Here is an 18,977-nt window from a genome sequence, read left to right as displayed (position 1 = left end):
GTACCCAGGAGCGCACCGACTCCACGCCGTAGCCGAGCTGACGGGCCACCCGCGCTACCGTGCCCTGCTCGGTGCCCAGCTCTTTGCGCAGCGTGCGGACCATCCGCACCGCAGCAGCCTTCTCCTCCGAGCTGTAACGGCGCGTCGTGGGCTTCCCAGGCGACTGTTCCTTCGGCATACCTGCATCCTCGTTTCCAAGGTCAGGAGCCTCCAGCATTTCCAGGGCGATTCAGCGGTCGCGAGGCCGAGGCGGACTTGACGCCGACGCCAGTCAAGCACCGGGCGCCCCCATCGGTCCGTGCTTGGCGCGACGGCGAGTTTTGACAAGTGTGTCGTCGGATCGCGCGCTGTGAGCCCAACCCCCCGGTGTGCCCAGAGTGTGCCAAGACGCGCAGCAACGACCCGTGAAACGGTGGACGCGGTGACACAGCTGGGACTCGCCACCAGGACATATCGACATCACCGGCACTCGCTGAGACGGTGGAGACGCTGCACGGCAGCTTTACACACCAGCGGTCGGCGGTTCGATACCGTCCGCGCCCACCAACTTCAGGACGCATCCGCGGCGCCGTCGTGCGCCGGGTACGCGTGGATCAAGGCCGTCGTGAGCTTCGGCACCGCGTGGGTCAGGTCGTGCTCGGCTTCGTGCGCGATGTGGTGGGCCTCGCTCAGGTTGAGCCTCGGGTCGACGTCCAGTTCGGCGTCGGCGTGCAGCCGGTGGCCGATCCAGCGCATCCGCACGCTGCGCACGGAGCGCACGCCGGGGCGGGCCGCCAGCGTTCGCTCGGCGGTCTCGACCAAGTGCGGATCGACGCCGTCGAGCAGGCGGCGGAACACGTCGCGCACGGCGGTGCGCAACACCGCCAGGATCGCGACCGTAATCAGCAGGCCGACAATCGGATCCGCCAGCGGAAAGCCGAGGGCGACGCCGAGCGCGCTGAAAAGCACGGCGAGCGAGGTGAATCCGTCTGTGCGCGCATGCAGGCCGTCGGCGACCAAGGCGGCCGAGCCGATCCGGCGCCCGACCCTGATTCGGTAGAGGGCCACCCATTCGTTGCCGATGAATCCGATCAGCCCGGCCAGCGCGACCCAGCCGACGTGGTCGATGACTCGCGGGTGGATCAGCCGGATCACGGCTTCGTAGCCGGCGATGATCGCCGACAACGCGATCATCGCGACGACGAACAGCCCGGCGAGGTCCTCGACGCGGCCGAATCCGTAGGTGTAGCGGCGGGTCGCCGCTCTGGTGCTCAGCGCGAAGGCGATCCACAGCGGTACCGCCGTCAGCGCATCGGAGAAGTTGTGGATGGTGTCGGCGGCCAGAGCCACCGATCCCGACACGACGACAATGACGACCTGCGCTACCGCGGTCAGGCTCAACACCAACAAGCTGATCTTCACCGCGCGGATGCCGGCCGCCGACGATTCCAGCGCGTTGTCGACGCTGTCGGCCGCATCGTGGGAGTGCGGCGCGAAAACCTCTTTGATGACGCCGCGCAATCCCGGTCGGTGGTCGTGGTGGTGGTGCTCGTGAGTATGCGTGTGGTCGTGACGGGTTAGGTGGGCCATGGTCTTAGCCCTCCTGAGCGCGAAGCGAACGCACAGCCGGATCCGCGCGGTGGTGGGCCGGCACGCCGGGGCCGGCGTGTTCGGCGTTGAACACCGCGTCGGTGACCAGTTGGCGAACGTGTTCGTTTTCGAGGCTGTAGAAGATGGTGGTGCCAGCGCGGCGGGTGCGCACCAGACGCGCCATTCGCAGCTTGGCCAGATGCTGCGACACCGACGGCGCCGGCTTGCCGACGGCCTCGGCCAATTCGTTGACCGACATTTCGGCATCGCGCAGCGCCCACAGGACCTGGATGCGGGTCGGGTCGGCGAGCATCCTCAGCACTTCGACCACCAGCCGGACCTGATCCTCGGCGATGGTTTTGTGCTTATCTGCATTCATACGCAGATAGTAGCGCTAGAGGCCGGTTCCCAACATCGCGGCCGCGGTTTTGATGTGGCCTTCGCAGCCCAGCGTCGTCGCCAGATCCCGGTAGCGAGTAGCGCGTTCCCGGTATGCCGCAGCGTCGCCGCGGGCGCGAGCCAGCAGAGCGCGACATCTGAGCAGCGCGAGGTCGCGAATGACCGATCCGTCGAGCACTGGATGGGTCGACAGGCGCTCGACGGCGGCGTCCGCCTCCGGAATGGCCTTCTCGACGTCCGCTGTGGCGCCGCCCTCAAGCAAGGCGCCTACGAGTAACTCAGTGGCCCATGGGCAGAAGCCGAGGACTCGTGTGGTGTACAAATCATCGAGGCTCGCACGCAACTGCGAGAGCGCATCGCGATCGCCTCGCCAAAGCCGCACCTCCGCGTCACGTGCATCGATGACGGGCAGCATGGTGCGGTAATAGCGTCCCTCACAGATCATTTCGCGAACCTGCATCAGCAGTTCGTTTCCGTGTTCACGTTGCGTGGGATCTTGGTGCAGCGCATTTGATTTCGTGAGCAGCGCAAGGGCAAGAGCGATATCGTCGGAAGCTTGTTCGGCGCTTTGCAGTGCCTCATCGATGTTGCGGAACGCTTCAGCGTCTGCGACGACCACACCACATCCGATCCCGTTGTAATAGGTGTGCGTCATCACCGCGGCCTTCGATATCGGATCGGCGTCCTTGGCCATCTCGATAGCGCGGTCGAAGTCCTCTCGCCACCCGGGCAGGCCCACCCACCAGCGGGCCGTGGACCGGATCGCATATGCCCACGCCAGCGGAGATCCGATCACGTAGTCGCCCATGGTCTGATCGCCGTCGGCCTGGTCGATCAGTGTGTCGACCCACGGCAGCACCTCACCGATCTCGCCTACCACCATCTTGACGGCCGTCACGATGACTCCGACCCCGACGGTTAGCGTCGGATCCCCGATCGACTCGACGAGCGTCAGCAGTTCGTTCGCCGTCCTGGCGGCGTGCGCGGCTCGCCCTTCGATGAGGTCTTCACCGATCGACCCCACGGATGCGATGGCCATCGATCTCTTGTCGCCGGCCTGGTCACACAGGTCTTGCAACTCTTGAAATTCTGCGGCGAGGTTTCGATTACGAATACGGAAGCTGTTGGCGCACAACATGGTGCGCGGCGCAATCTGCAGATTCAAGCGTTCTTCGTCGTCGACGGGCAGTTCATCGGCAACTCGGGATGCTCTCTCCCAGCTCGTCATTGACGCCGCAATGTTGCGACTCTGCGACCATGCGGCGGACCGCATGTGCCAGCCATATGCGGGGCGCAGATCGCCGGCTGACTCAAAATGCTCAGCGATCAGCGCGGCGTTTCTGTCCGCCGACGTGTCGCGCGACTCGATGGCCGCGGCAAGCTTGCGGTGCATTGCGGTGCGATCGGCCTTGAGCTGGGATTCGTATGCGACGGTCCGAATCAGTGGATGCCGGAATGCGTATTCAGGGTGCCGGGTGAAGGTGACCTGGTCGATGAGCTCGGCCTGCAGCAGTTCGTCGACGATCGGGTCCACACCCATGGAGCTCAACAGTTCGGTGTCGAACCGCATGCCGATCACCGCTGCGGCACCCAGTGTCCGCTTGGCGGGCGGGTGCAGGCGATCGATGCGGGCGGCGATGGTCGCCTGCAGCGTGGCTGGAACGCTGACCTCCGCGCCGCCTTGTGGACACCTATAGGCGCCGCGCTCGCCGACGAGGACCCCACGTTCGACGAGGTCGCGCACGATCTCCTGGGTGAAGAACGGATTGCCGGCGGATCGCGCTGTCACCGTCCCGATCAACTCGTCCACCGAAGGATCCGGCCCGAGCAGCTCGCGCGCCAACTCAACGGTGTCCGTGTTGCTCAGGGGCGCTAGTGTCAGCGTTTGCGCGCCGGGGACGCGGCTGAGCGCGCCGTGAAATTCGGTGCGGTGCGTGATCAGCACCATGGCACGCGCCTGGGGAATCACCGTCAAGAGGTCGGCGAGCATGGCGTCGCTTGCGTCGTCGATCCAATGGACATCCTCGACGATGTACAGCGCGGGTGTTTCGCGCGCGACCGCTGCGGCTTTCACCAAGGCCGAAAGTCTGCGTTGCCGCGCGTCGGGATCGATCTTGGGCAAAGCGGCAGTGGGGCTCCGAACGCCGATGAGGTCCTCGAAGAGGGCGATATCGTCTTCGTCGGCATCTCTGAGACGGTCTCTCAGCCGGTTGCGCGCAGCCTCATGGCTGAGCGCGGGCAATCCGACGACGGCCTGCAGGAGCTGGACGACCGCGTGGAACGGTATGTCGCTTGTGTGCGATTCGCAGAAGGCCCAGAAAACGTCTGCACCGTGACTTGTTGCCTTGGTGGCGGTCTCGCGCACCAGTCGGCTCTTGCCGATACCCGGCGGTCCGACCAGCGCGACGGCCGAGCCGTAGCCGTCGACCGATCGCTGCAAGTTGGCCTCGATCGCAGCGATCTCCCAGCCGCGCCCGACCAATGGTGCATCGCCTGGGCGTGCACCGGCGTGAGGGGAGTGCATCCCGAGCAGTCGACGCGCGAGCACAGGCTCGTCAATGCCTTTGACAAGCACGGATTCCGGATCGCCCAGAACAGCGGTGTGCTCAAGCAACCGTGCGGTGGACTCGCTGAGCAACACGCCACCGGGCGGGGCAGCCGATTCCATCCGCTGTGCCAGTCCGACGTGCTCCCCGACGGCGGTGTATCCGCCTGCGCTTGAGGCGACTTCCCCCGCGATGACTTCTCCCGAGTCCAAACCCACCCGCAGAGCGAAGTCGAGGCCATCGCGGCGTTTCACTTCCGCGGCCAACTGCATCGCCTGCTGCTGGATGGCCAGCGCCGCGTAGCATGCGCGAACCGCGTGGTCTTCCAGGGCGATCGGCGCTCCGAACACCGCCATGATCCCGTCGCCGGTGAACTTGTCGACGGTCCCGCCGTAGCGCTCGACGACGCGGGCCGACCGTTCGACGAGCTCCGCCATGATCTCGCGAAGACGCTCGGCGCCAACGGCAGCCGCAATGTCCATGGAGTGCACCACGTCGGCGAAGACGACCGTCACCTGCTTGTACTCCGCGCGCGTCTCCGGCCGTGCCACAGGTGCGCCGCAGCCGTGGCAGAACCGGGCGTTCTCCAGAAGTTCGATGCCACACGCGCGGCACGACACAACGGTTCCTCTTACCCAGGCGGAGCGAAGAATTCGAGCGTTATGTTGTCCGGATCGCGGAAGCTCAGCCCGGATCCATAGTGGGCGTCGACGATGCCGCCGTGTGAAATGCCGAGCTCGTCCAGGCGCGTTTCCCACGCCTGCAATTCCGCGCGGTTCTCACAGCCGAAACTGACGTGGTCCAGCCCGACCCGGAACTCGGTGAAATCCTCGCCCTCCAGGGGCCGGTCGTGCTGATGGATTCCGAACAATGTGCCGTTGTCGAATGCCCAGACGACATGCCGGAAACCCGCGTCGGTGTGTTCATCGAGCACCGGATCGCTGCCGAACAGCGCGCGATACCAAGGTGTGCTGGCGTCGACGTCGCGTACCGTCACCGCGACATGATTGAGTGTCGTCATACCACCCGCCTCCCTCGACGTGCCCGAGCACGCATGTCCCACAGATACATTCGATAGCCGAACAGCCACACTTCGCGCGGGATCACATGGTCGGCGATCCGCAGCGCGGTCAGCAGCACTTCGAACTGGCGCTGCTGCGTCGACGACCACGACCACTTCATCAGCTCACGGAACTCGTGCGGCAGGAAGCCCTTGGTCGCGAAGAGATTGAACCGGCCCGCCAACAGCCGCAGCGGCGCGGGCAGGAAGGCCATAGCGGCAACCCCGTGCAAGTGTTCGCGCACCGGCGGGTCGATCCTCAGTTCGTCGAGTGTGCGCTTCCAAAACTCGTCGAACGCTGCCCTGTCCGGCGGCCACATGTCATCGCGTACCTGCAGCGTCGTGCCCAGCTTCCTGGCGTCCTGATAGATGGCGTCGGCGGACGCGTCATCCAGTGGGCCGTAGAGGAATTCGTGCTGGTCGACGTAGTACCGATACAGGCAGGCGGCGACCCACAGCTGCAGCCGGGGATCAAACGCGTTGTAGGGCAACGGGCTTGACTCCGTCGAGCGCACCAGTGCATGCACCTTGTCGATCTCGTCGCGGATCAATTGACGGTCGGCAGCGGTGCCCATCGTAGCCACGGCCAGGTAGGTGCCGGTGGTGCGGGCCCGCTTGAACGGGCGCTTGTAGACGTTTCCGCTGTCGACGGGGCTCTCCAGCACGCCGTATCCGACGCCGGGCAGCGACAACTGCATGATCACATTGGCCGCAGGCGCCAACATCGCGGCCGGGTTGATCAGGTCGACCACGCGGGTCGGCTTCCGCGGCGCACCTAGCCTCATGATCTGAGTACATCACTTTGTGAGACGCTCGCAGCGTGTTTGTGCCGAAGTATCCGGCCAGGGCGGCGGGCATCGCGATCGGCTACCTCGCCGACCTCGTCTTCGCCGACCCCAGGCGCGGACACCCGGTGGCATTGTTCGGCCGCGCCGCCGCCGGCCTCGAGCGATTCACCTACTCCGACACCCGCCTGGCGGGTGCACTCCACGTGACCTCGCTGCTCGGCGGGCTCGCGGTCCTCGGCGTCACGGGGGAGCGGTACGCCGCACGGCGGGGCCCTGCATGGGCAGCGGCGCTGACCGCGGCGACGACGTTCGTTGCGCTCGGGGGCACGTCGCTGGCCCGCACCGGCGACCGGATGGCGGATCTACTGACCCGCGGCGACATCGACGGCGGCCGGGACCTGCTGCCCTCGCTGTGCGGTCGCGACCCGGCTTCCCTGGACGCCGACGGCCTGGTCCGCGCCGCGCTCGAATCGGTGGCCGAAAACACCTCCGACGCTCAGGTCGCTCCGCTGCTGTGGGCTGCGGTCGGTGGCGTGCCCGCGCTGCTTATGTACCGCGGGGCGAACACGCTCGATGCGATGATCGGCCACCATTCGCCGCGCTATCAGCGATTCGGCTGGACCGCAGCGCGTTTCGATGACCTGCTCAATTTCGCCGCGGCCCGCGTGGCCGGTGTGCTGGTGGCGATCTGCGCGCCCGCGGTCGGCGGCTCACCCGCGAGCGCGATCCGGACGTGGCGGCGGGACGCGGCTCGCCATCCCAGCCCGAACGCGGGCGTCGTCGAAGCGGCGTTCGCAGGGGCGCTGGGCGTGCGGCTCGGCGGGCCCACGCAATACGCGCACCGGCTGGAGATCCGGCCGACCCTCGGTGACGGGCCCGCACCGCAGACCACCGACCTGGCGCGCGCCGTGCGGCTGTCGCGGGCCGTTCAGGCCGCCAGCGCCGCGCTGGCGATCGTCGCGGTCAGCGCCGCTTGCCGTAGCGGTCGGCGAGCTTCTCCTCGGTGGTGAGTGGCGCGCTCGGTGCGCGGGCCTGTTCGGCGGCCTTCTCGCGTCGGCGCGCCTTGACCTCGGCAAACACGAAGTAGCCCAATCCGATCGGGGCGATGATGCCGAAGGCGATCCACTGGATGCCGTACGACAGGAACGGGCCGGCATCCAGATGCGGCAGTGGGATCGCGCCGAGGCCGCCGGGCTGATTCTCGACCAGTTGCAGGTACGACCCGGTCAGCGGAACATCGAGCAGCGTCGAGATCTGCGCGGTGTCGATCGCGTACACCTGCTGGGCCCCGTCCTCGCGGAACGGCGGCTTGTCCTGGGGGGCGGTTTCGGAGTCGCGCAGCCGCGCGGTGATGGTGACCGCCTCCGTCGGCGCCGGTGGAATGTCCGGCACCCGCGAACCCTGTTCGGGTTTGACGTACCCGCGGTCGACCAGAACGGTCGGGCCGCCGTCGACGACGAAGGGGACCAGCACCTCGAACGCCGCATCGCCTTCGACCACCCGCAGCCGCGCCAGCACCTGACGATCGGCGAGGTAGTGACCGGTCGCCGTCACCCGATGCCACTGCTCATCGGGAGCGGATGAATCCTGCTGGGGGAGAACGCTTGTGAGCGGAACGGGCGCAGCCGACAGCGATCGGCTGATCTGCTGGTTCTCCCGCGAGGTCTTGGTGTTCTTGCCGAGCTGCCAGGGCGCCAGGACAGTGAAGCACAGGTAGGCGAACGCGATCACCACGACGATCAGCGCCAGCCAGCTTGGCCGGAGCAGGAACGCCCACCTCTTCATCAGCTCGCGATCCCTCGCCCCGCGAGTTGTTCGTCCACCCAGGCGTGCAGTCCCGGCAGTGTCGCCTCGATGACGGCGAAGACATCTTCGAAGTCCTCGTGGGTGCCGTAGTAGGGGTCATCGACGTCGAGCGCGTGCGCACCCGAGCGCGGGTCGAACGACCGCAGCATCCGCAGCCTGCTGGGCGGCACCCCCATCTCCCGCAACATCCGCTCGTGATTGCGGCCCAGCGCGACCACGAGATCGGCCGACAGATGGTCGTCGTTGATCTGGGCCGCACGGTGATCGGTCGGATAGCCGCGGTCGCGCAGCACGCGGCTGGCGCGGTTGTCGGCGCCCTCGCCGACGTGCCAGCCGCCGGTGCCCGCACTGGTGACCCGCACCGCCTCGGCCAGCCCCCGCTGGCTGATCTGGTGCGCGAACATCTTCTCCGCCATTGGGGAACGGCAGATGTTTCCCGAGCAGATGAAAGTGATGTGCAAGCGAGCCTCAGACATCTCGGAAATCTCAGCCATCTCAGCCCTCTCAGACACCGAGTACCTCGCGTAGGTCGTCCACTGTCGCGACACGCGCCGCCGGGGGCAACGCATCGGGCTCGTCGAAGTCGGCCTGGCCGTAGCCCCAGTCCACCACCACCGTCGCGATGCCGTGTGCCGCCGCGCCCTCGACGTCGTGGGCCCGGTCGCCGACCATCATGACGCGTTCGGGCAGCGGCTCCAGCTGTGCGAGTGCGTGGGCCATCACCTCGGATTTCGTCGCGCGCACACCGTCCAGGCTGGCCCCGGCGATGACCTCGAAATGGCCGTCGAGCTCGAAATGCGCCAAGATCCGACGCGCGGTGGGCTCTGCCTTGGACGTGGCCACCGCCAGCCGCACACCCGCGGCCTGCAGGTCGCTCAGCAGTTGCGGAATGCCGTCGAACAGCCGGTTCATCGCCCAGCCCCTGGTCGTGTAGTCGGCGCGGTAGGCCGCGATTGCGGCGTCGGGGTCCTCGAGCCCCATCTCACGCAGCGTGTGGTGCATCGGCGGGCCGACGATACGGCTGGCCAGGTCACCGTCGGGGACCTCGACACCCACTTCGCCAAGGGCGTGACGGAAGCTGGCCACGATGCCCTGCGCGGAGTCGGTCAGGGTGCCATCGAGGTCAAAGATCACCAGCTGCGGCGTCGAATCCTGCGAACTGGCGCTGGTCGCCGCGGCGGTGTCATCCAGGGTCGTCACACATCCATTGTCTCTGACGGCGCATTAGGGTCGTGACTGTGCCAAGTACAACCCGCGCGGGCGCCCGCTACCACGGCGACCAGGCTGCGGGCCCGGGCATGCTGGACTTCGCCGTCAACGTCCGCGCCGCCGCGCCGCCGCCCTGGCTGCTCGACCGGTTGTCGTCGCGGCTGACCGAGCTCGGCAGCTATCCCAGCGCTGCCGACGAGAAGCGGGCGGTCGCCGCCGTGGCCGCCCGGCATGGCCGTTCCAGCGACGAGGTGGCGCTGCTGGCCGGCGGGGCCGAGGGCTTCGCGTTGCTGCCCAATCTGCGGCCCACCCTGGCAGGGCTGATCGCGCCGTCGTTCACCGAGCCGGAGGCCGCGCTGGCGGCGGCTGGGGTTCCGCTGCACCACGTTGTATTGGCACCGCCGTACCACCTGGCCGACGCCGACGTGCCCGACGACGCCGATCTCGTAGTGGTCGGCAACCCGACCAACCCGACGTCGGTTCTGCATCCCCGCGACCAGATCCTCGCGCTGCGCAGGCCGGGCCGCATCGTCGTCGTCGACGAAGCGTTCGCCGACGCGGTGCCCGGCGAGACCGAGAGCCTGGCCAATACCTCGCTGCCGGACGTGGTGGTGCTGCGTAGCCTGACCAAGACCTGGTCGCTGGCCGGCCTGCGGGTCGGCTACGCGCTGGGCGCGCCCGACGTGCTCGAGCGGTTGACGGCGCGGCGCGCACATTGGCCGCTGGGCACGCTGCAACTGGAGGCCATCGCCGCGTGCTGCACGCCGGAGGCGGTGGCCGAAGCCGACGCCGGGGCACGCAGGCTGGCGGAGTTGCGCAGCGAGATGGCGGCCGGGTTGGCGGCGGCTGGCCTGACGGTGGTGGACGGGTGTGCCCCATTCGTCCTGTTCGGCGTCGCCGACGCCGAGCTGATGCGAAAGCGACTGGATGACAGAGGTATTGCGGTGCGCCGATGCGACACCTTCGTCGGGCTGGACGGGCAGTTCCTGCGAGCAGCAGTCCGTCCCGACTGGCGGGAGTTGGTCGATGCGATCATCGAGGTGATGCCATGAGTGTCCGATTGTCCGACGTGATCGACGTGCTGGATGAGGCGTATCCGCCTGCGCTGGCCCAGGATTGGGATTCGGTCGGGCTGGTGTGCGGCGATCCGGACGACGACGTCGATTCGGTGACCGTCGCGGTGGATGCCACCGCGGCCGTCGTCGACGAGGTACCCGAGCGCGGCCTGCTGCTCGCGCATCATCCGCTGCTGCTGCGCGGCGTCGACACCGTCGGCGCGCACACCGCGAAAGGGGCGCTGCTGCACCGGATGATCGGCAACGGGCGGGCGTTGTTCACCGCCCACACCAACGCCGATTCGGCCAGGCCAGGGGTGTCCGACGCGCTGGCCGAGGCGCTGGGGCTGACGGTGGAAGAGGTGCTGGCGCCTGCGGTTAGTGCGCCCGACAAGGACAAGTGGGTGGTGTATGTACCCGCCGAGAACGCCGAGACGGTGCGTGAAGCGATGTTCGCCGCGGGCGCAGGCCACATAGGCGACTACTCGCACTGCAGTTGGAGCGTCTCCGGCACCGGTCAGTTCCTCGCCCACGAAGGCGCCAACCCCACGATCGGTGAGGTCGGCACGGTCGAGCGGGTCACCGAGGATCGCATCGAGATCATCGCCCCCGCCAGACTGCGTGCCCGTGTGCTCGCCGCGCTGCGCAAGGCGCACCCGTACGAGGAGCCCGCGTTCGACATCTTCGCGTTGGCCCCCGTTCCCGAGGACGTCGGCCTTGGCCGCATCGGTTCGCTGTCGCCGCCATTGCCGCTGGCGGGCTTCGTCGAGCGGGTGCGTGACGCGCTGCCGCGCACGTCGTGGGGGATCCGAGCGTCGGGCGAGGACGACACCCTGGTTTCGCGGGTGGCGGTGTGCGGCGGCGCTGGCGACTCGCTGCTGGACGTGGTGGCCGCCGCCGGAGTCGATGCCTACGTGACGGCCGATCTGCGGCACCATCCGGCCGACGAACACCGCAGGCGCTGCGATGTCGCGCTGATCGATGTGGCACATTGGGCGAGCGAGTACCCGTGGTGCACCCAGGCCGCCGAACTCCTCCGCGGCCACTTCGGTGACTCGCTGCCCGTGCGGGTGTCGGCGATCCGCACGGATCCGTGGAACATTGAGAGAAACGAGCCATGAAAGCTGAAGTCGTGCAACAGCGTTCGCTGCTCGAGCTGGCAGAGGTCGACGCCGAACTGAGCCGGATCCAGCACCGGTCCAGCCACCTGCCTGAGCAGCAGCGCCTCGAGGAGGTCCAGCGCAACCACCGCGAGGCCAACGACAGATTGGCCGCGCTGCGGCTGGCGCTCGAGGACTTGGACGCGCAGATCAAGAAGTTCGAATCCGAGATCGAGTCGGTGCGGGCCCGCGAGGACAGGGACCGCGCGATGCTCGACGGTGGAGCGATCAACGCCAAGCAGGTCACCGACCTGCAGCACGAACTCGAGACCCTGCAACGCCGCCAAGCCGACCTGGAGGACTCGCTGCTCGAGGTGATGGAGCGCCGCGAGGAGCTACAGGCCGACCAGTCGAAGGCACTCGCCGAGATCGACGCGCTGGAAAGCGAGCTGGCCGAGGCCCAGCATGCCCGTGACGAGGCGCTTGCCGCGATCGAGCAGACCAGGCACCAATGTGTCTCGCGGCGTGACGAATTGACCGCCCACCTGGATGCCGATCTGGTGTCGCTGTACGAGCAGCAGCGCGCACGCAGCGGTACCGGCGCAGGCCGGCTTCAGGGTCGCCGGTGTGGCGCGTGCCAGCTGGAGATCGACCGCGGCGAGTTGGCGCGCTTCGCGGCGGCTCCCGAAGACGAGGTGCTGCGCTGCCCGGAGTGCGGCGCGATTCTGTTGCGGGTGAAGGACGGCGCTAAGTGAAGGTGATCGTCGAGGCCGACGGCGGGGCGCGCGGAAACCCCGGTCCCGCGGGTTACGGCGCGGTGGTGTGGTCGGCCGACCACAAGACGATGTTGGCCGAAAGCAAAGAGGCGATCGGGCATACCACCAACAACGTCGCCGAATACCGCGGTCTGATCGCCGGTTTGACGGAAGCGGCCAAGGTCGGCGCCACCGAGGTCGACGTGCGAATGGATTCCAAGCTGGTCGTCGAGCAGATGTCCGGTCGCTGGAAGGTCAAGAACGCCGACCTGAAAGACCTGGTCGCAGAAGCGAAGTCGTTGGCGGCTAAGTTCGACCGCGTCACCTACACCTGGGTCCCGCGCGACGACAATGCCCATGCCGACCGTCTGGCGAACGAGGCGATGGACGCGGCGGCTGCGGAGTTGGACCCGCCGGCCGCTGAGTTGGACCCGCAGGCCGAGCAGAACACCGAAAGACCGGCGCATGCTCCGATGTCACCGGCTGGCTGGGTCGGTGCCCGCGGTGCGCCGACCCGTTTCCTGCTGCTGCGCCACGGGCAGACCGAATTGTCCAAGCAGCGACGGTATTCCGGTCGGGGGAACCCCGCGCTGACCGACATCGGCCACCGTCAGGCCGACGCGGCCGCTCAGTATCTCGGACAACGCGGCGGCATCGCGGCGGTTCTCACGTCGCCGCTGCAACGCGCCTACGACACGGCGGCCAAGGCGGCCAAGGCGCTGGGTCTCGACGTCACGGTCGACGACGACTTGATCGAGACGGACTTCGGCGCATGGGAGGGCCTGACCTTCTCCGAGGCCGCCGAACGTGACCCGGAATTGCACCGAAACTGGTTGCGCGACACCAGTGTCAACCCACCGAACGGGGAGAGCTTCGACAGCGTAGCCCAACGGATACAGCGGGCGCGCGGCCGAATCATCAACGAATACGCCGGGCAGACGATCCTTGTGGTGTCGCATGTGACGCCGATCAAGACGGTGCTTCGGCTGGCGTTGGACGCCGGGCCCGGCATCCTGTACCGGCTGCACCTCGATCTGGCGTCGCTGTCGATCGCCGAGTTCTACCCGGACGGCGCCTCTTCGGTGCGGCTGGTCAACGACACGTCGTACCTGTGATCAGTCGTGTAGGTGCATCCGCTCGCCGTGCACACCGAAGATCGTGATGGCTTCGGCGGGCCCGTCGACCACGCCGAACCAGTGGGGTGTCCATGTGCTGAATTCGACGGCCTCGCCGGGCTTTACGACGAAGTCACGCTCGCCGAGGATGAGTCGAACCTGGCCGGACAGCACATACATCCAGTCCTGGCCTTCGTGAACGGGTAACTCGGCGGGAGGTTTTCGGCGTCGGGCGGAGATGCGGATCTTGAAGGCGTGCAATCCGCCGGGGGCCTGTCTGGTCAGCGGCCAGTACGTGATGTCGTTGTGGGTATGCGACGCGCCGCGGATGCGCGGGTCGGGCGCTTCCGGCACGCGCAGCAGTTCGTCGGTGCTGACCGACAGTGCTTCGGCGAGCCGGGGAAGGTGGTCCAGGGCCAGGCGGCGCTTGCCTGACTCGAGTCGGCTGAGCGTCGACACGTCGATGCGGGCTCGGCGGGCGACATCCTCGAGGGTGAGGCCGCGCTGTGCGCGCAGTTCACGCAGCCGGCGTCGAACACGAAGGTCGACGTCGTCCTCGGAGTCCTTCTTTGCCTGCATGGCAAAAAACATTGGCAGAACGCCAGGCGCCGTGCAACCTGGTCTCATGACTGATGTGTGGGATTGCGTGGTCGTCGGTGGCGGCGCCGCGGGCCTGAGCGCCGCGCTGGTCCTCGGCCGGGCAAGGCGACGCACCCTCGTCGTCGACGACGGAAAGCAAAGCAACCTGGCGGCGTCGGGAATCGGTGGCCTGTTGGGCCACGACGGCCGCCCGCCCGCGGAGCTGTACGCGCTGGGGCGACAGGAGCTCACCGCCTACCCCAGCGTCGAAGTCCGTTCCGGCGTGGTGGTCGGCGGCGTGCGAGACGACGATGGCTTCATGCTCGACCTCGGCGATGGACGTCACGAGCGGACGCGGCGTGTGCTGCTGGCGACCGGGATGCAATATCGGCCTCCGGACATTCCCGGACTAGCCGAACTGTGGGGTCGCTCGGTCTTTCATTGCCCGTTCTGCCACGGTTGGGAGGTGCGCGACCAACCACTGGCCGCATTGGCCCGTGGTGAGCGCGCGGTGCATTCGGCCTTGATGCTGCGCGGCTGGAGCAACGACGTCGTGCTGCTGACCAACGGGCCCGGTGGTCTGCGCGACGACGAGCGGTCTCGTCTCGCCGCTGCAGGTGTGCCCGTCGACGAGCGGCCGGTGGCCGAATTGATCGCCGAGGACGGCGAGTTGGCGGCCGTCGTCTTCAGCGACGGCACCCGACTGCCGCGCAGCGGTCTACTCGTGACGACCACATTGCACCAGCGGTCGTTATTGGCCGACCAACTCGGCACGGCTACGGCCGATCCGACGCCGATCGCCGAAAACCCGGTGGAGATTGACCCGCTCATGCGCACCACCTCGCCCGGCGTCTTCGCGGCGGGCGACCTGTCCGTGTCCATGCCGCAGGTGGCCGCTGCCATCGCGGCCGGCTCCATGGCGGCGGCGGCCGTGGTGCAGAGCCTGCTTGCCGACGACGTTGGATTGCCCGCACCGGAATGGAGAACACATGTCCACGCATGAGACGAAAGAGCACTGGGAGAAGCGCTACCAGGAAAACGACCGAGTGTGGAGCGGACAGGTCAACGTCCAATTCGCCGAAGTTGCAGGCGATTTGCCACCCGGTCGAGCGCTGGACCTGGGCTGCGGTGAGGGCGCCGACGCGGTGTGGCTCGCCGAACGCGGATGGGAGGTCGTCGCCGTCGATATCTCCGACACGGCGTTGACGCGCGGCGCCGAGGCGGCGAAATCCCGTGGCGTGGCAGACCGCATCGACTTCCGTCAACTCGATCTGTCGGAGCGCTTCCCCGAGGGCACGTACGACCTGATCTCCGCGCAGTTCCTGCACTCAACGGTGTATCTGGATCGGTCGAAGATCCTCGCAGAGGCCGCCAAAGCGGTGCGACCCGGCGGTGTGCTGGTGATCGTCGATCACGGCTCGCCGCCGCCATGGGCGTCGAAGCTCGATCATGTCCATGACTTTCCCAGCCCCGAAGAGGTGGTCGCAGGACTGAACCTGAGCGACGAGGAATTCGAGCGGGTGCGGGTCGACCAGGTCGAGCGGCAAGCCCGCACTCCCGACGGCGGTACGGCGCCGTGGGTGGACAACGTGATCGTGCTGCGCCGAAGGGACCCAGGCTGATTCTTGGGATCGGTAGCGATTCGGCGGTTGTGCACTTTTCTCATGATCAACAAGCGCAAGCGCCAACGGATCGTCACCGGCGCACTCCTCGCGGCGGGCGTGGCGCTGGCCGGGCTGAGCCCGGCCGCCACCGCGCAGGCCCTGCCCGGCGGTCCCGTGCCGCTCAGTTCGTGGCCCGGATGCCCGGAGAACAGCCCGGAAGGCCCGTGCACCTGGTGCCCCGGAGATCCGCCGGTGCAGACCGGAAATCGCCGGATCAACCCGGTGGTGTGGGATGAAAACGTCTGTCACACCTATTGGTACGTCTACCACGGCCAAGGCAACGTCGCGTCGAACATCTTCGAGGGACCGACGCCTCCGCCACCGCCGCCTCCGCCGCCGAACCTGACTCCGCCGCTTCCCCCCGGGTGGTGCTGGTCGCTGTTCATCCCGACGACGAGCTGCCCGAACGGCTGACCGCTGAATGGGTGCGCCAGAACGGTTCTCGCAACTGGCGTTTCAGCACTTTGCCCGGGCCGGACTGGGGGAGTGGGGTGTCGCGGAACTCGACGGTGCGCGGGCACTTGTAGCCGGCGATCTGGGTGGCACAATGCTCGATCACGGCCTCGACAGTCAGATTGGCGCCAGGACGCGGGACGACGATGGCGTGGACGCATTCGCCCCATTGGGAATCCGGAATGCCGATCACGGCCACTTCGGCCACGCCTGGCATCAGTGAGATCGCGCTCTCGACCTCGGCCGAATACACGTTCTCGCCGCCCGAGATGATCATGTCCTTCAGCCGGTCGACAATGAAAAGAAACCCCTCGTCGGCGAAATAGCCGGCATCGCCGCGAGGCTCGAGAGATTGACCTCGCCGATCTCAGGGCTGTGCACCAGCATGTTGATCATCGTCGGCACCAACGCGGCATGTGTTACCTGTTCCCGCTCCATCGTCTGCTGACAGTCCGCAGCATCGAAGCGCGGAATGAGCACATGACGGCCCCCGCAGGCGGTGACACCGAATGTCGCGCCGCCGTCGGCGAGATGAAACATCGGGCCGCAATGGATGTATGTCGCGTCCTGGTCGTAGTACATCCCCGCGATGACGTTCATCGCATTCCACACCAGGTTGTTGTGGCTGAGCATTACGCCTTTGGATTTCCCCGTGGTGCCGCCGGTGTAGAACAAGCCGGCCAGCGTGTCGCCGCCGGCGCCGACATCGGGAATCGGATCTGCCGCGACGAGGTGCTCATAGGACCGGACGCCCGTCGCCGGCGCAGCGTCGTCGAGATAGAACATCGCTTGTATGGCCGACTCCCGCCCGGTCACCTCAAGAGCGGGTGCCTGCATCGCGCTGTCAAAGAACAACACGCGGGCCCCGGAATCGTCGAGGATATCCCGGATCTCAGGCATCGCCAGCCGGATGTTCAGCGGCGCCAAGACCGCACCGATCCATGGGATGGCGTACATCAACTCGAAATAGCGGTCACTGTTGAGCGCGAGGATTGCGACACGATCCCCGCGCCGCACGCCGACTTCTCTCAGCCCGCCCGCGACCCGCGCGACGCGGTCAGCCGTCTCAGACCAGACGCGGCGCCGCTGCCGGAACACGGTCGATTCTTGCCGCGGACGAATCTGTGCTGCGCGACGCAACCCCTGGGTCAGGTACATGGCAATCCCCGCTTAGGTGTTGCCGCACGATAATCGCGGTCCGCCGCGCTGAATCGCTTTCTCGCATTTCCGCCGTCGGCTTTTCCATTCGCGGTATCGGTCCGGCATGCATCTCGCGCACGGCCGATAACCGGCTGCGACGGCGGCGGCTTCGTCGGCGAAGAACACGCGATGCTTGACGTAGCCGCCCTTGGCGATCGCGCGCAATGCCGTTGGGCAGTCCAGCCGTCCGTAGATGCGGGTCTTCCGGTGCCCGCCGAGGGTGCCGCGAGCGGTCATGCGGCGTCGTGGAAGACGAGGCCGAGGGTGAACCGCTCGCCTGAGCGCACGGCCGAAACACCATGCCGGACAGGCGCTGCCGACCATCCGCGAGCGGACTCGACCGGACGTTCGCGGGTGGTGAAGACGAAGCCGTGGCCGTGGGGGAGCAGCGTGGCGGTACCGCGTGACTGGGCGCGGGGCCGCTGCTCGACGAGCAGGAATTCGCCGCCAGTATGGTCGACGCCCGGCTCGGACAGGTTGATGACGACCTGTAGAGGAAACACCAACTCGCCGTAAAGATCTCGGTGCAGTGCGTTCCAGTCGCCAGCGCCGTATTTGAGCAGGATCGCCGTCGACTTGGTCTGGCCCGCGGCGTGGCACATGTCGAGCCACTCGTCGAGGTCGTCCGGCCACGGGGCGGTCCGTCTCAGCTTGGCCCACCAATCGCGGGCGATCGGCAGCAGACGCGGATACAGCGCATGCTTGAGCTCGTCGATGGGCTGCGGGTAGGGGCGGTCGAAGTAACGGTATTGCCCTTCGCCGAACCGATACCGGGCCATGTCGATGGTTGCGCGGAACAGGCTGTCGTCGGCATACAGTCCGCGAAGCTTCGCCGCCTCGGAGTTGGTGATCAACTGCGGCAGCAGAGCGCCGCCGAAGGCGTTGATCTCCGCGGTCACCGCGGCCCAGTCGGCGGAGTCGACGCGCTTGTGCCATTTCGTTGCAGTCGTTGCGGCCATCAGAACAACCGCGCCTCCCTCAGCTCGGCCGGCTCTTCGAGATTGAGCAGAAACTGCTTGCGTTGCAAGCCACCTGCGTAACCGGTGAGCTTCCCGTTCTTGCCGACTACCCGATGACACGGAACGACAATCGATATCGGGTTACGGCCGACCATCGCACCCACCTCCTGGGCCGTCGTGCCGTCGGCAAGCTCCGTCGCGAGTTCGCCATACGTCAGCGTCTGGCCGTATGGGATCGTGATGAGCCGCTGCCAGATCCGGCGATGCGTGTCGTTTCCGTCGAGTCGGGTAGGGACCTCGAAATCGGTCCGCTCGCCCGCTAGGTAGTCAGTCAACTGGCGCCGGGTCGCAGCGAGCACGTCGTCGGTGGTCGTCTCGATACTGGGTCCGAAGTGCTGGGTTGGCGGTCGGTGCCAGTGATGTCGGAAGTACAGGCCGATCAGCGCGGCGCCGTCAGAGACCAGCGTCAGCTCGCCCAGTGGGTTGTCGATGACCGCATGTCTGGTGTTCATTAGTTCCTCCTCACCTAGTAGACGACCGCGCCTGGCGAGGTGTGAGTTTGTCGGACTGCTCAGGGTGCGGCATGCGACTAGTTTTGTCGGTCCCCTGAGTAGTGTCGAACGTATGTTCGATGGATTTGTGTTCCACTGACTCAAACTTTTTGACAGGGTCGCGTTATCCACAACGCGGCCGATGTTGAGGAGGTTGAGTGAGGGATGG

At 67.0% G+C, this 18,977-nt stretch carries 23 protein-coding genes; 8 read left to right on the top strand and 15 right to left on the bottom strand.

The window, feature by feature from the left end; translation table 11 throughout:
• The 6 genes from CQY20_RS29540 to CQY20_RS29515 form a co-directional block, all read right to left on the bottom strand.
• A partial coding sequence (locus tag CQY20_RS29540; RefSeq protein WP_474630429.1) for a transposase occupies window positions 1-178 on the bottom strand: 178 nt, incomplete at its 3' end.
• Between the two features lie 371 nt (window positions 179-549).
• On the bottom strand, window positions 550-1,569 hold the full coding sequence (locus CQY20_RS29535; RefSeq protein WP_097944217.1) for a cation diffusion facilitator family transporter: 1,020 nt from the start codon (window positions 1,567-1,569) through the stop codon (window positions 550-552).
• 4 nt (window positions 1,570-1,573) lie between these two features.
• Window positions 1,574-1,948, bottom strand: coding sequence for an ArsR/SmtB family transcription factor (locus tag CQY20_RS29530; RefSeq protein ID WP_097944215.1), 375 nt, complete (start codon window positions 1,946-1,948; stop codon window positions 1,574-1,576).
• 15 nt (window positions 1,949-1,963) lie between these two features.
• Entirely contained in the window at window positions 1,964-5,134 is a 3,171-nt protein-coding gene (locus CQY20_RS29525) for an AAA family ATPase (protein WP_097944213.1), read from the bottom strand.
• An 11-nt stretch (window positions 5,135-5,145) separates the two neighbouring features.
• On the bottom strand, window positions 5,146-5,535 hold the full coding sequence (locus tag CQY20_RS29520; protein ID WP_097944211.1) for a VOC family protein: 390 nt from the start codon (window positions 5,533-5,535) through the stop codon (window positions 5,146-5,148).
• Window positions 5,532-6,359, bottom strand: coding sequence for an oxygenase MpaB family protein (locus CQY20_RS29515; RefSeq protein ID WP_097944209.1), 828 nt, complete (start codon window positions 6,357-6,359; stop codon window positions 5,532-5,534). The genes CQY20_RS29520 and CQY20_RS29515 overlap by 4 nt, the downstream gene beginning before the upstream one ends.
• Before the next feature lie 35 nt (window positions 6,360-6,394).
• On the opposite strand from CQY20_RS29515, the gene CQY20_RS29510 reads away from it, so the two are divergent.
• Window positions 6,395-7,372, top strand: a complete 978-nt coding sequence (locus tag CQY20_RS29510; protein WP_097944207.1) for a cobalamin biosynthesis protein — start codon at window positions 6,395-6,397, stop codon at window positions 7,370-7,372.
• Here CQY20_RS29510 and CQY20_RS29505 read toward each other — a convergent pair.
• The 3 genes from CQY20_RS29505 to CQY20_RS29495 are packed head-to-tail and all read right to left on the bottom strand — an operon-like array spanning window position 7,326 to window position 9,359.
• Window positions 7,326-8,147 (bottom strand): SURF1 family cytochrome oxidase biogenesis protein, encoded by an 822-nt coding sequence (locus CQY20_RS29505; RefSeq protein ID WP_097944205.1) that lies wholly within the window; start codon window positions 8,145-8,147, stop codon window positions 7,326-7,328. The genes CQY20_RS29510 and CQY20_RS29505 overlap by 47 nt on opposite strands.
• Window positions 8,147-8,644: a low molecular weight protein-tyrosine-phosphatase gene (locus CQY20_RS29500; protein WP_097944221.1), complete on the bottom strand. Its 498-nt coding sequence runs from the start codon at window positions 8,642-8,644 to the stop codon at window positions 8,147-8,149. The genes CQY20_RS29505 and CQY20_RS29500 overlap by 1 nt, the downstream gene beginning before the upstream one ends.
• Window positions 8,645-8,672: 28 nt before the next feature.
• Window positions 8,673-9,359 (bottom strand): HAD-IA family hydrolase, encoded by a 687-nt coding sequence (locus CQY20_RS29495; RefSeq protein WP_097944219.1) that lies wholly within the window; start codon window positions 9,357-9,359, stop codon window positions 8,673-8,675.
• Window positions 9,360-9,406: 47 nt separating this feature from the next.
• Here CQY20_RS29495 and cobC point away from each other — a divergent pair, with 47 nt between their 5' ends.
• Genes cobC through CQY20_RS29475 form a run of 4 tightly spaced genes read left to right on the top strand, consistent with a single transcriptional unit; the run spans window position 9,407 to window position 13,402 of the window.
• The gene (gene cobC / locus CQY20_RS29490; protein WP_097944203.1) at window positions 9,407-10,429 is read left to right on the top strand and encodes an Rv2231c family histidinol phosphate aminotransferase CobC; all 1,023 of its coding nucleotides are present in this window, start codon (window positions 9,407-9,409) and stop codon (window positions 10,427-10,429) included.
• Window positions 10,426-11,553: a Nif3-like dinuclear metal center hexameric protein gene (locus CQY20_RS29485; RefSeq protein ID WP_097944201.1), complete on the top strand. Its 1,128-nt coding sequence runs from the start codon at window positions 10,426-10,428 to the stop codon at window positions 11,551-11,553. Before cobC ends, CQY20_RS29485 begins: the two co-directional genes overlap by 4 nt.
• Entirely contained in the window at window positions 11,550-12,287 is a 738-nt protein-coding gene (locus CQY20_RS29480; RefSeq protein WP_097944199.1) for a zinc ribbon domain-containing protein, read from the top strand. Before CQY20_RS29485 ends, CQY20_RS29480 begins: the two co-directional genes overlap by 4 nt.
• Complete coding sequence (locus CQY20_RS29475; RefSeq protein WP_097944197.1) at window positions 12,284-13,402, top strand: bifunctional RNase H/acid phosphatase; 1,119 nt, start codon at window positions 12,284-12,286, stop codon at window positions 13,400-13,402. Before CQY20_RS29480 ends, CQY20_RS29475 begins: the two co-directional genes overlap by 4 nt.
• Here the strand turns inward: CQY20_RS29475 and CQY20_RS29470 are convergent, their stop codons facing one another.
• On the bottom strand, window positions 13,403-13,981 hold the full coding sequence (locus tag CQY20_RS29470; RefSeq protein WP_097944195.1) for a type II toxin-antitoxin system RelB family anti-toxin: 579 nt from the start codon (window positions 13,979-13,981) through the stop codon (window positions 13,403-13,405).
• 46 nt (window positions 13,982-14,027) lie between these two features.
• Between CQY20_RS29470 and CQY20_RS34975 the strand changes: the two genes are divergently transcribed.
• From CQY20_RS34975 to CQY20_RS29460, 3 genes are read left to right on the top strand one after another with little or no spacing between them, the layout of a single operon-like run.
• Window positions 14,028-14,984, top strand: coding sequence for an NAD(P)/FAD-dependent oxidoreductase (locus CQY20_RS34975; RefSeq protein ID WP_165789313.1), 957 nt, complete (start codon window positions 14,028-14,030; stop codon window positions 14,982-14,984).
• Window positions 14,971-15,603 (top strand): class I SAM-dependent methyltransferase, encoded by a 633-nt coding sequence (locus tag CQY20_RS34970; RefSeq protein ID WP_165789312.1) that lies wholly within the window; start codon window positions 14,971-14,973, stop codon window positions 15,601-15,603. Before CQY20_RS34975 ends, CQY20_RS34970 begins: the two co-directional genes overlap by 14 nt.
• A 42-nt stretch (window positions 15,604-15,645) precedes the next feature.
• A complete protein-coding gene (locus CQY20_RS29460) occupies window positions 15,646-16,059 on the top strand; it encodes a hypothetical protein (RefSeq protein WP_234816477.1) in 414 nt (137 codons plus the stop codon).
• Here the strand turns inward: CQY20_RS29460 and CQY20_RS35735 are convergent.
• The 5 genes from CQY20_RS35735 to CQY20_RS29440 all read right to left on the bottom strand — a co-directional run bounded on the left by CQY20_RS35735 (window position 16,028) and on the right by CQY20_RS29440 (window position 18,769).
• The gene (locus CQY20_RS35735) at window positions 16,028-16,375 is read right to left on the bottom strand and encodes an AMP-binding enzyme (protein ID WP_234816476.1); all 348 of its coding nucleotides are present in this window, start codon (window positions 16,373-16,375) and stop codon (window positions 16,028-16,030) included. The two genes, CQY20_RS29460 and CQY20_RS35735, sit on opposite strands and share 32 nt — an antisense overlap.
• 5 nt (window positions 16,376-16,380) lie before the next feature.
• Window positions 16,381-17,196, bottom strand: coding sequence for an AMP-binding protein (locus CQY20_RS29455; protein WP_234816475.1), 816 nt, complete (start codon window positions 17,194-17,196; stop codon window positions 16,381-16,383).
• Window positions 17,197-17,268: 72 nt separating this feature from the next.
• Complete coding sequence (locus CQY20_RS29450) at window positions 17,269-17,535, bottom strand: Ada metal-binding domain-containing protein (protein WP_207767336.1); 267 nt, start codon at window positions 17,533-17,535, stop codon at window positions 17,269-17,271.
• Window positions 17,532-18,257, bottom strand: a complete 726-nt coding sequence (locus CQY20_RS29445; protein ID WP_097944191.1) for a 2OG-Fe(II) oxygenase — start codon at window positions 18,255-18,257, stop codon at window positions 17,532-17,534. The genes CQY20_RS29450 and CQY20_RS29445 overlap by 4 nt, the downstream gene beginning before the upstream one ends.
• Window positions 18,257-18,769 (bottom strand): methylated-DNA--[protein]-cysteine S-methyltransferase, encoded by a 513-nt coding sequence (locus CQY20_RS29440; protein ID WP_097944189.1) that lies wholly within the window; start codon window positions 18,767-18,769, stop codon window positions 18,257-18,259. The genes CQY20_RS29445 and CQY20_RS29440 overlap by 1 nt, the downstream gene beginning before the upstream one ends.
• Window positions 18,770-18,977 lie beyond the last annotated feature (208 nt).

This window comes from Mycolicibacterium agri, assembly GCF_002553505.1.
Lineage (GTDB): Bacteria > Actinomycetota > Actinomycetes > Mycobacteriales > Mycobacteriaceae > Mycobacterium > Mycobacterium agri.
The sequence above is the reverse complement of the archived record's forward strand: the minus strand, read 5'-3'. Positions and strand labels throughout refer to the sequence as shown.

Excerpts from the sequence above, each read along its gene's own strand:
- CQY20_RS29535 (WP_097944217.1), bottom strand. The coding sequence starts at position 1,569 with ATGGCCCACCTAACCCGTCACGACCACACGCATACTCACGAGCACCAC.
- CQY20_RS29530 (WP_097944215.1), bottom strand. The coding sequence starts at position 1,948 with ATGAATGCAGATAAGCACAAAACCATCGCCGAGGATCAGGTCCGGCTG.
- CQY20_RS29520 (WP_097944211.1), bottom strand. The coding sequence starts at position 5,535 with ATGACGACACTCAATCATGTCGCGGTGACGGTACGCGACGTCGACGCC.
- CQY20_RS29515 (WP_097944209.1), bottom strand. The coding sequence starts at position 6,359 with ATGAGGCTAGGTGCGCCGCGGAAGCCGACCCGCGTGGTCGACCTGATC.
- CQY20_RS29505 (WP_097944205.1), bottom strand. The coding sequence starts at position 8,147 with ATGAAGAGGTGGGCGTTCCTGCTCCGGCCAAGCTGGCTGGCGCTGATC.
- CQY20_RS29500 (WP_097944221.1), bottom strand. The coding sequence starts at position 8,644 with ATGTCTGAGGCTCGCTTGCACATCACTTTCATCTGCTCGGGAAACATC.
- CQY20_RS29485 (WP_097944201.1), top strand. The coding sequence starts at position 10,426 with ATGAGTGTCCGATTGTCCGACGTGATCGACGTGCTGGATGAGGCGTAT.
- CQY20_RS29480 (WP_097944199.1), top strand. The coding sequence starts at position 11,550 with ATGAAAGCTGAAGTCGTGCAACAGCGTTCGCTGCTCGAGCTGGCAGAG.
- CQY20_RS29470 (WP_097944195.1), bottom strand. The coding sequence starts at position 13,981 with ATGCAGGCAAAGAAGGACTCCGAGGACGACGTCGACCTTCGTGTTCGA.
- CQY20_RS34975 (WP_165789313.1), top strand. The coding sequence starts at position 14,028 with ATGACTGATGTGTGGGATTGCGTGGTCGTCGGTGGCGGCGCCGCGGGC.
- CQY20_RS34970 (WP_165789312.1), top strand. The coding sequence starts at position 14,971 with ATGTCCACGCATGAGACGAAAGAGCACTGGGAGAAGCGCTACCAGGAA.
- CQY20_RS29460 (WP_234816477.1), top strand. The coding sequence starts at position 15,646 with ATGATCAACAAGCGCAAGCGCCAACGGATCGTCACCGGCGCACTCCTC.
- CQY20_RS35735 (WP_234816476.1), bottom strand. The coding sequence starts at position 16,375 with ATGATCATCTCGGGCGGCGAGAACGTGTATTCGGCCGAGGTCGAGAGC.
- CQY20_RS29450 (WP_207767336.1), bottom strand. The coding sequence starts at position 17,535 with ATGACCGCTCGCGGCACCCTCGGCGGGCACCGGAAGACCCGCATCTAC.
- CQY20_RS29445 (WP_097944191.1), bottom strand. The coding sequence starts at position 18,257 with ATGGCCGCAACGACTGCAACGAAATGGCACAAGCGCGTCGACTCCGCC.
- CQY20_RS29440 (WP_097944189.1), bottom strand. The coding sequence starts at position 18,769 with ATGAACACCAGACATGCGGTCATCGACAACCCACTGGGCGAGCTGACG.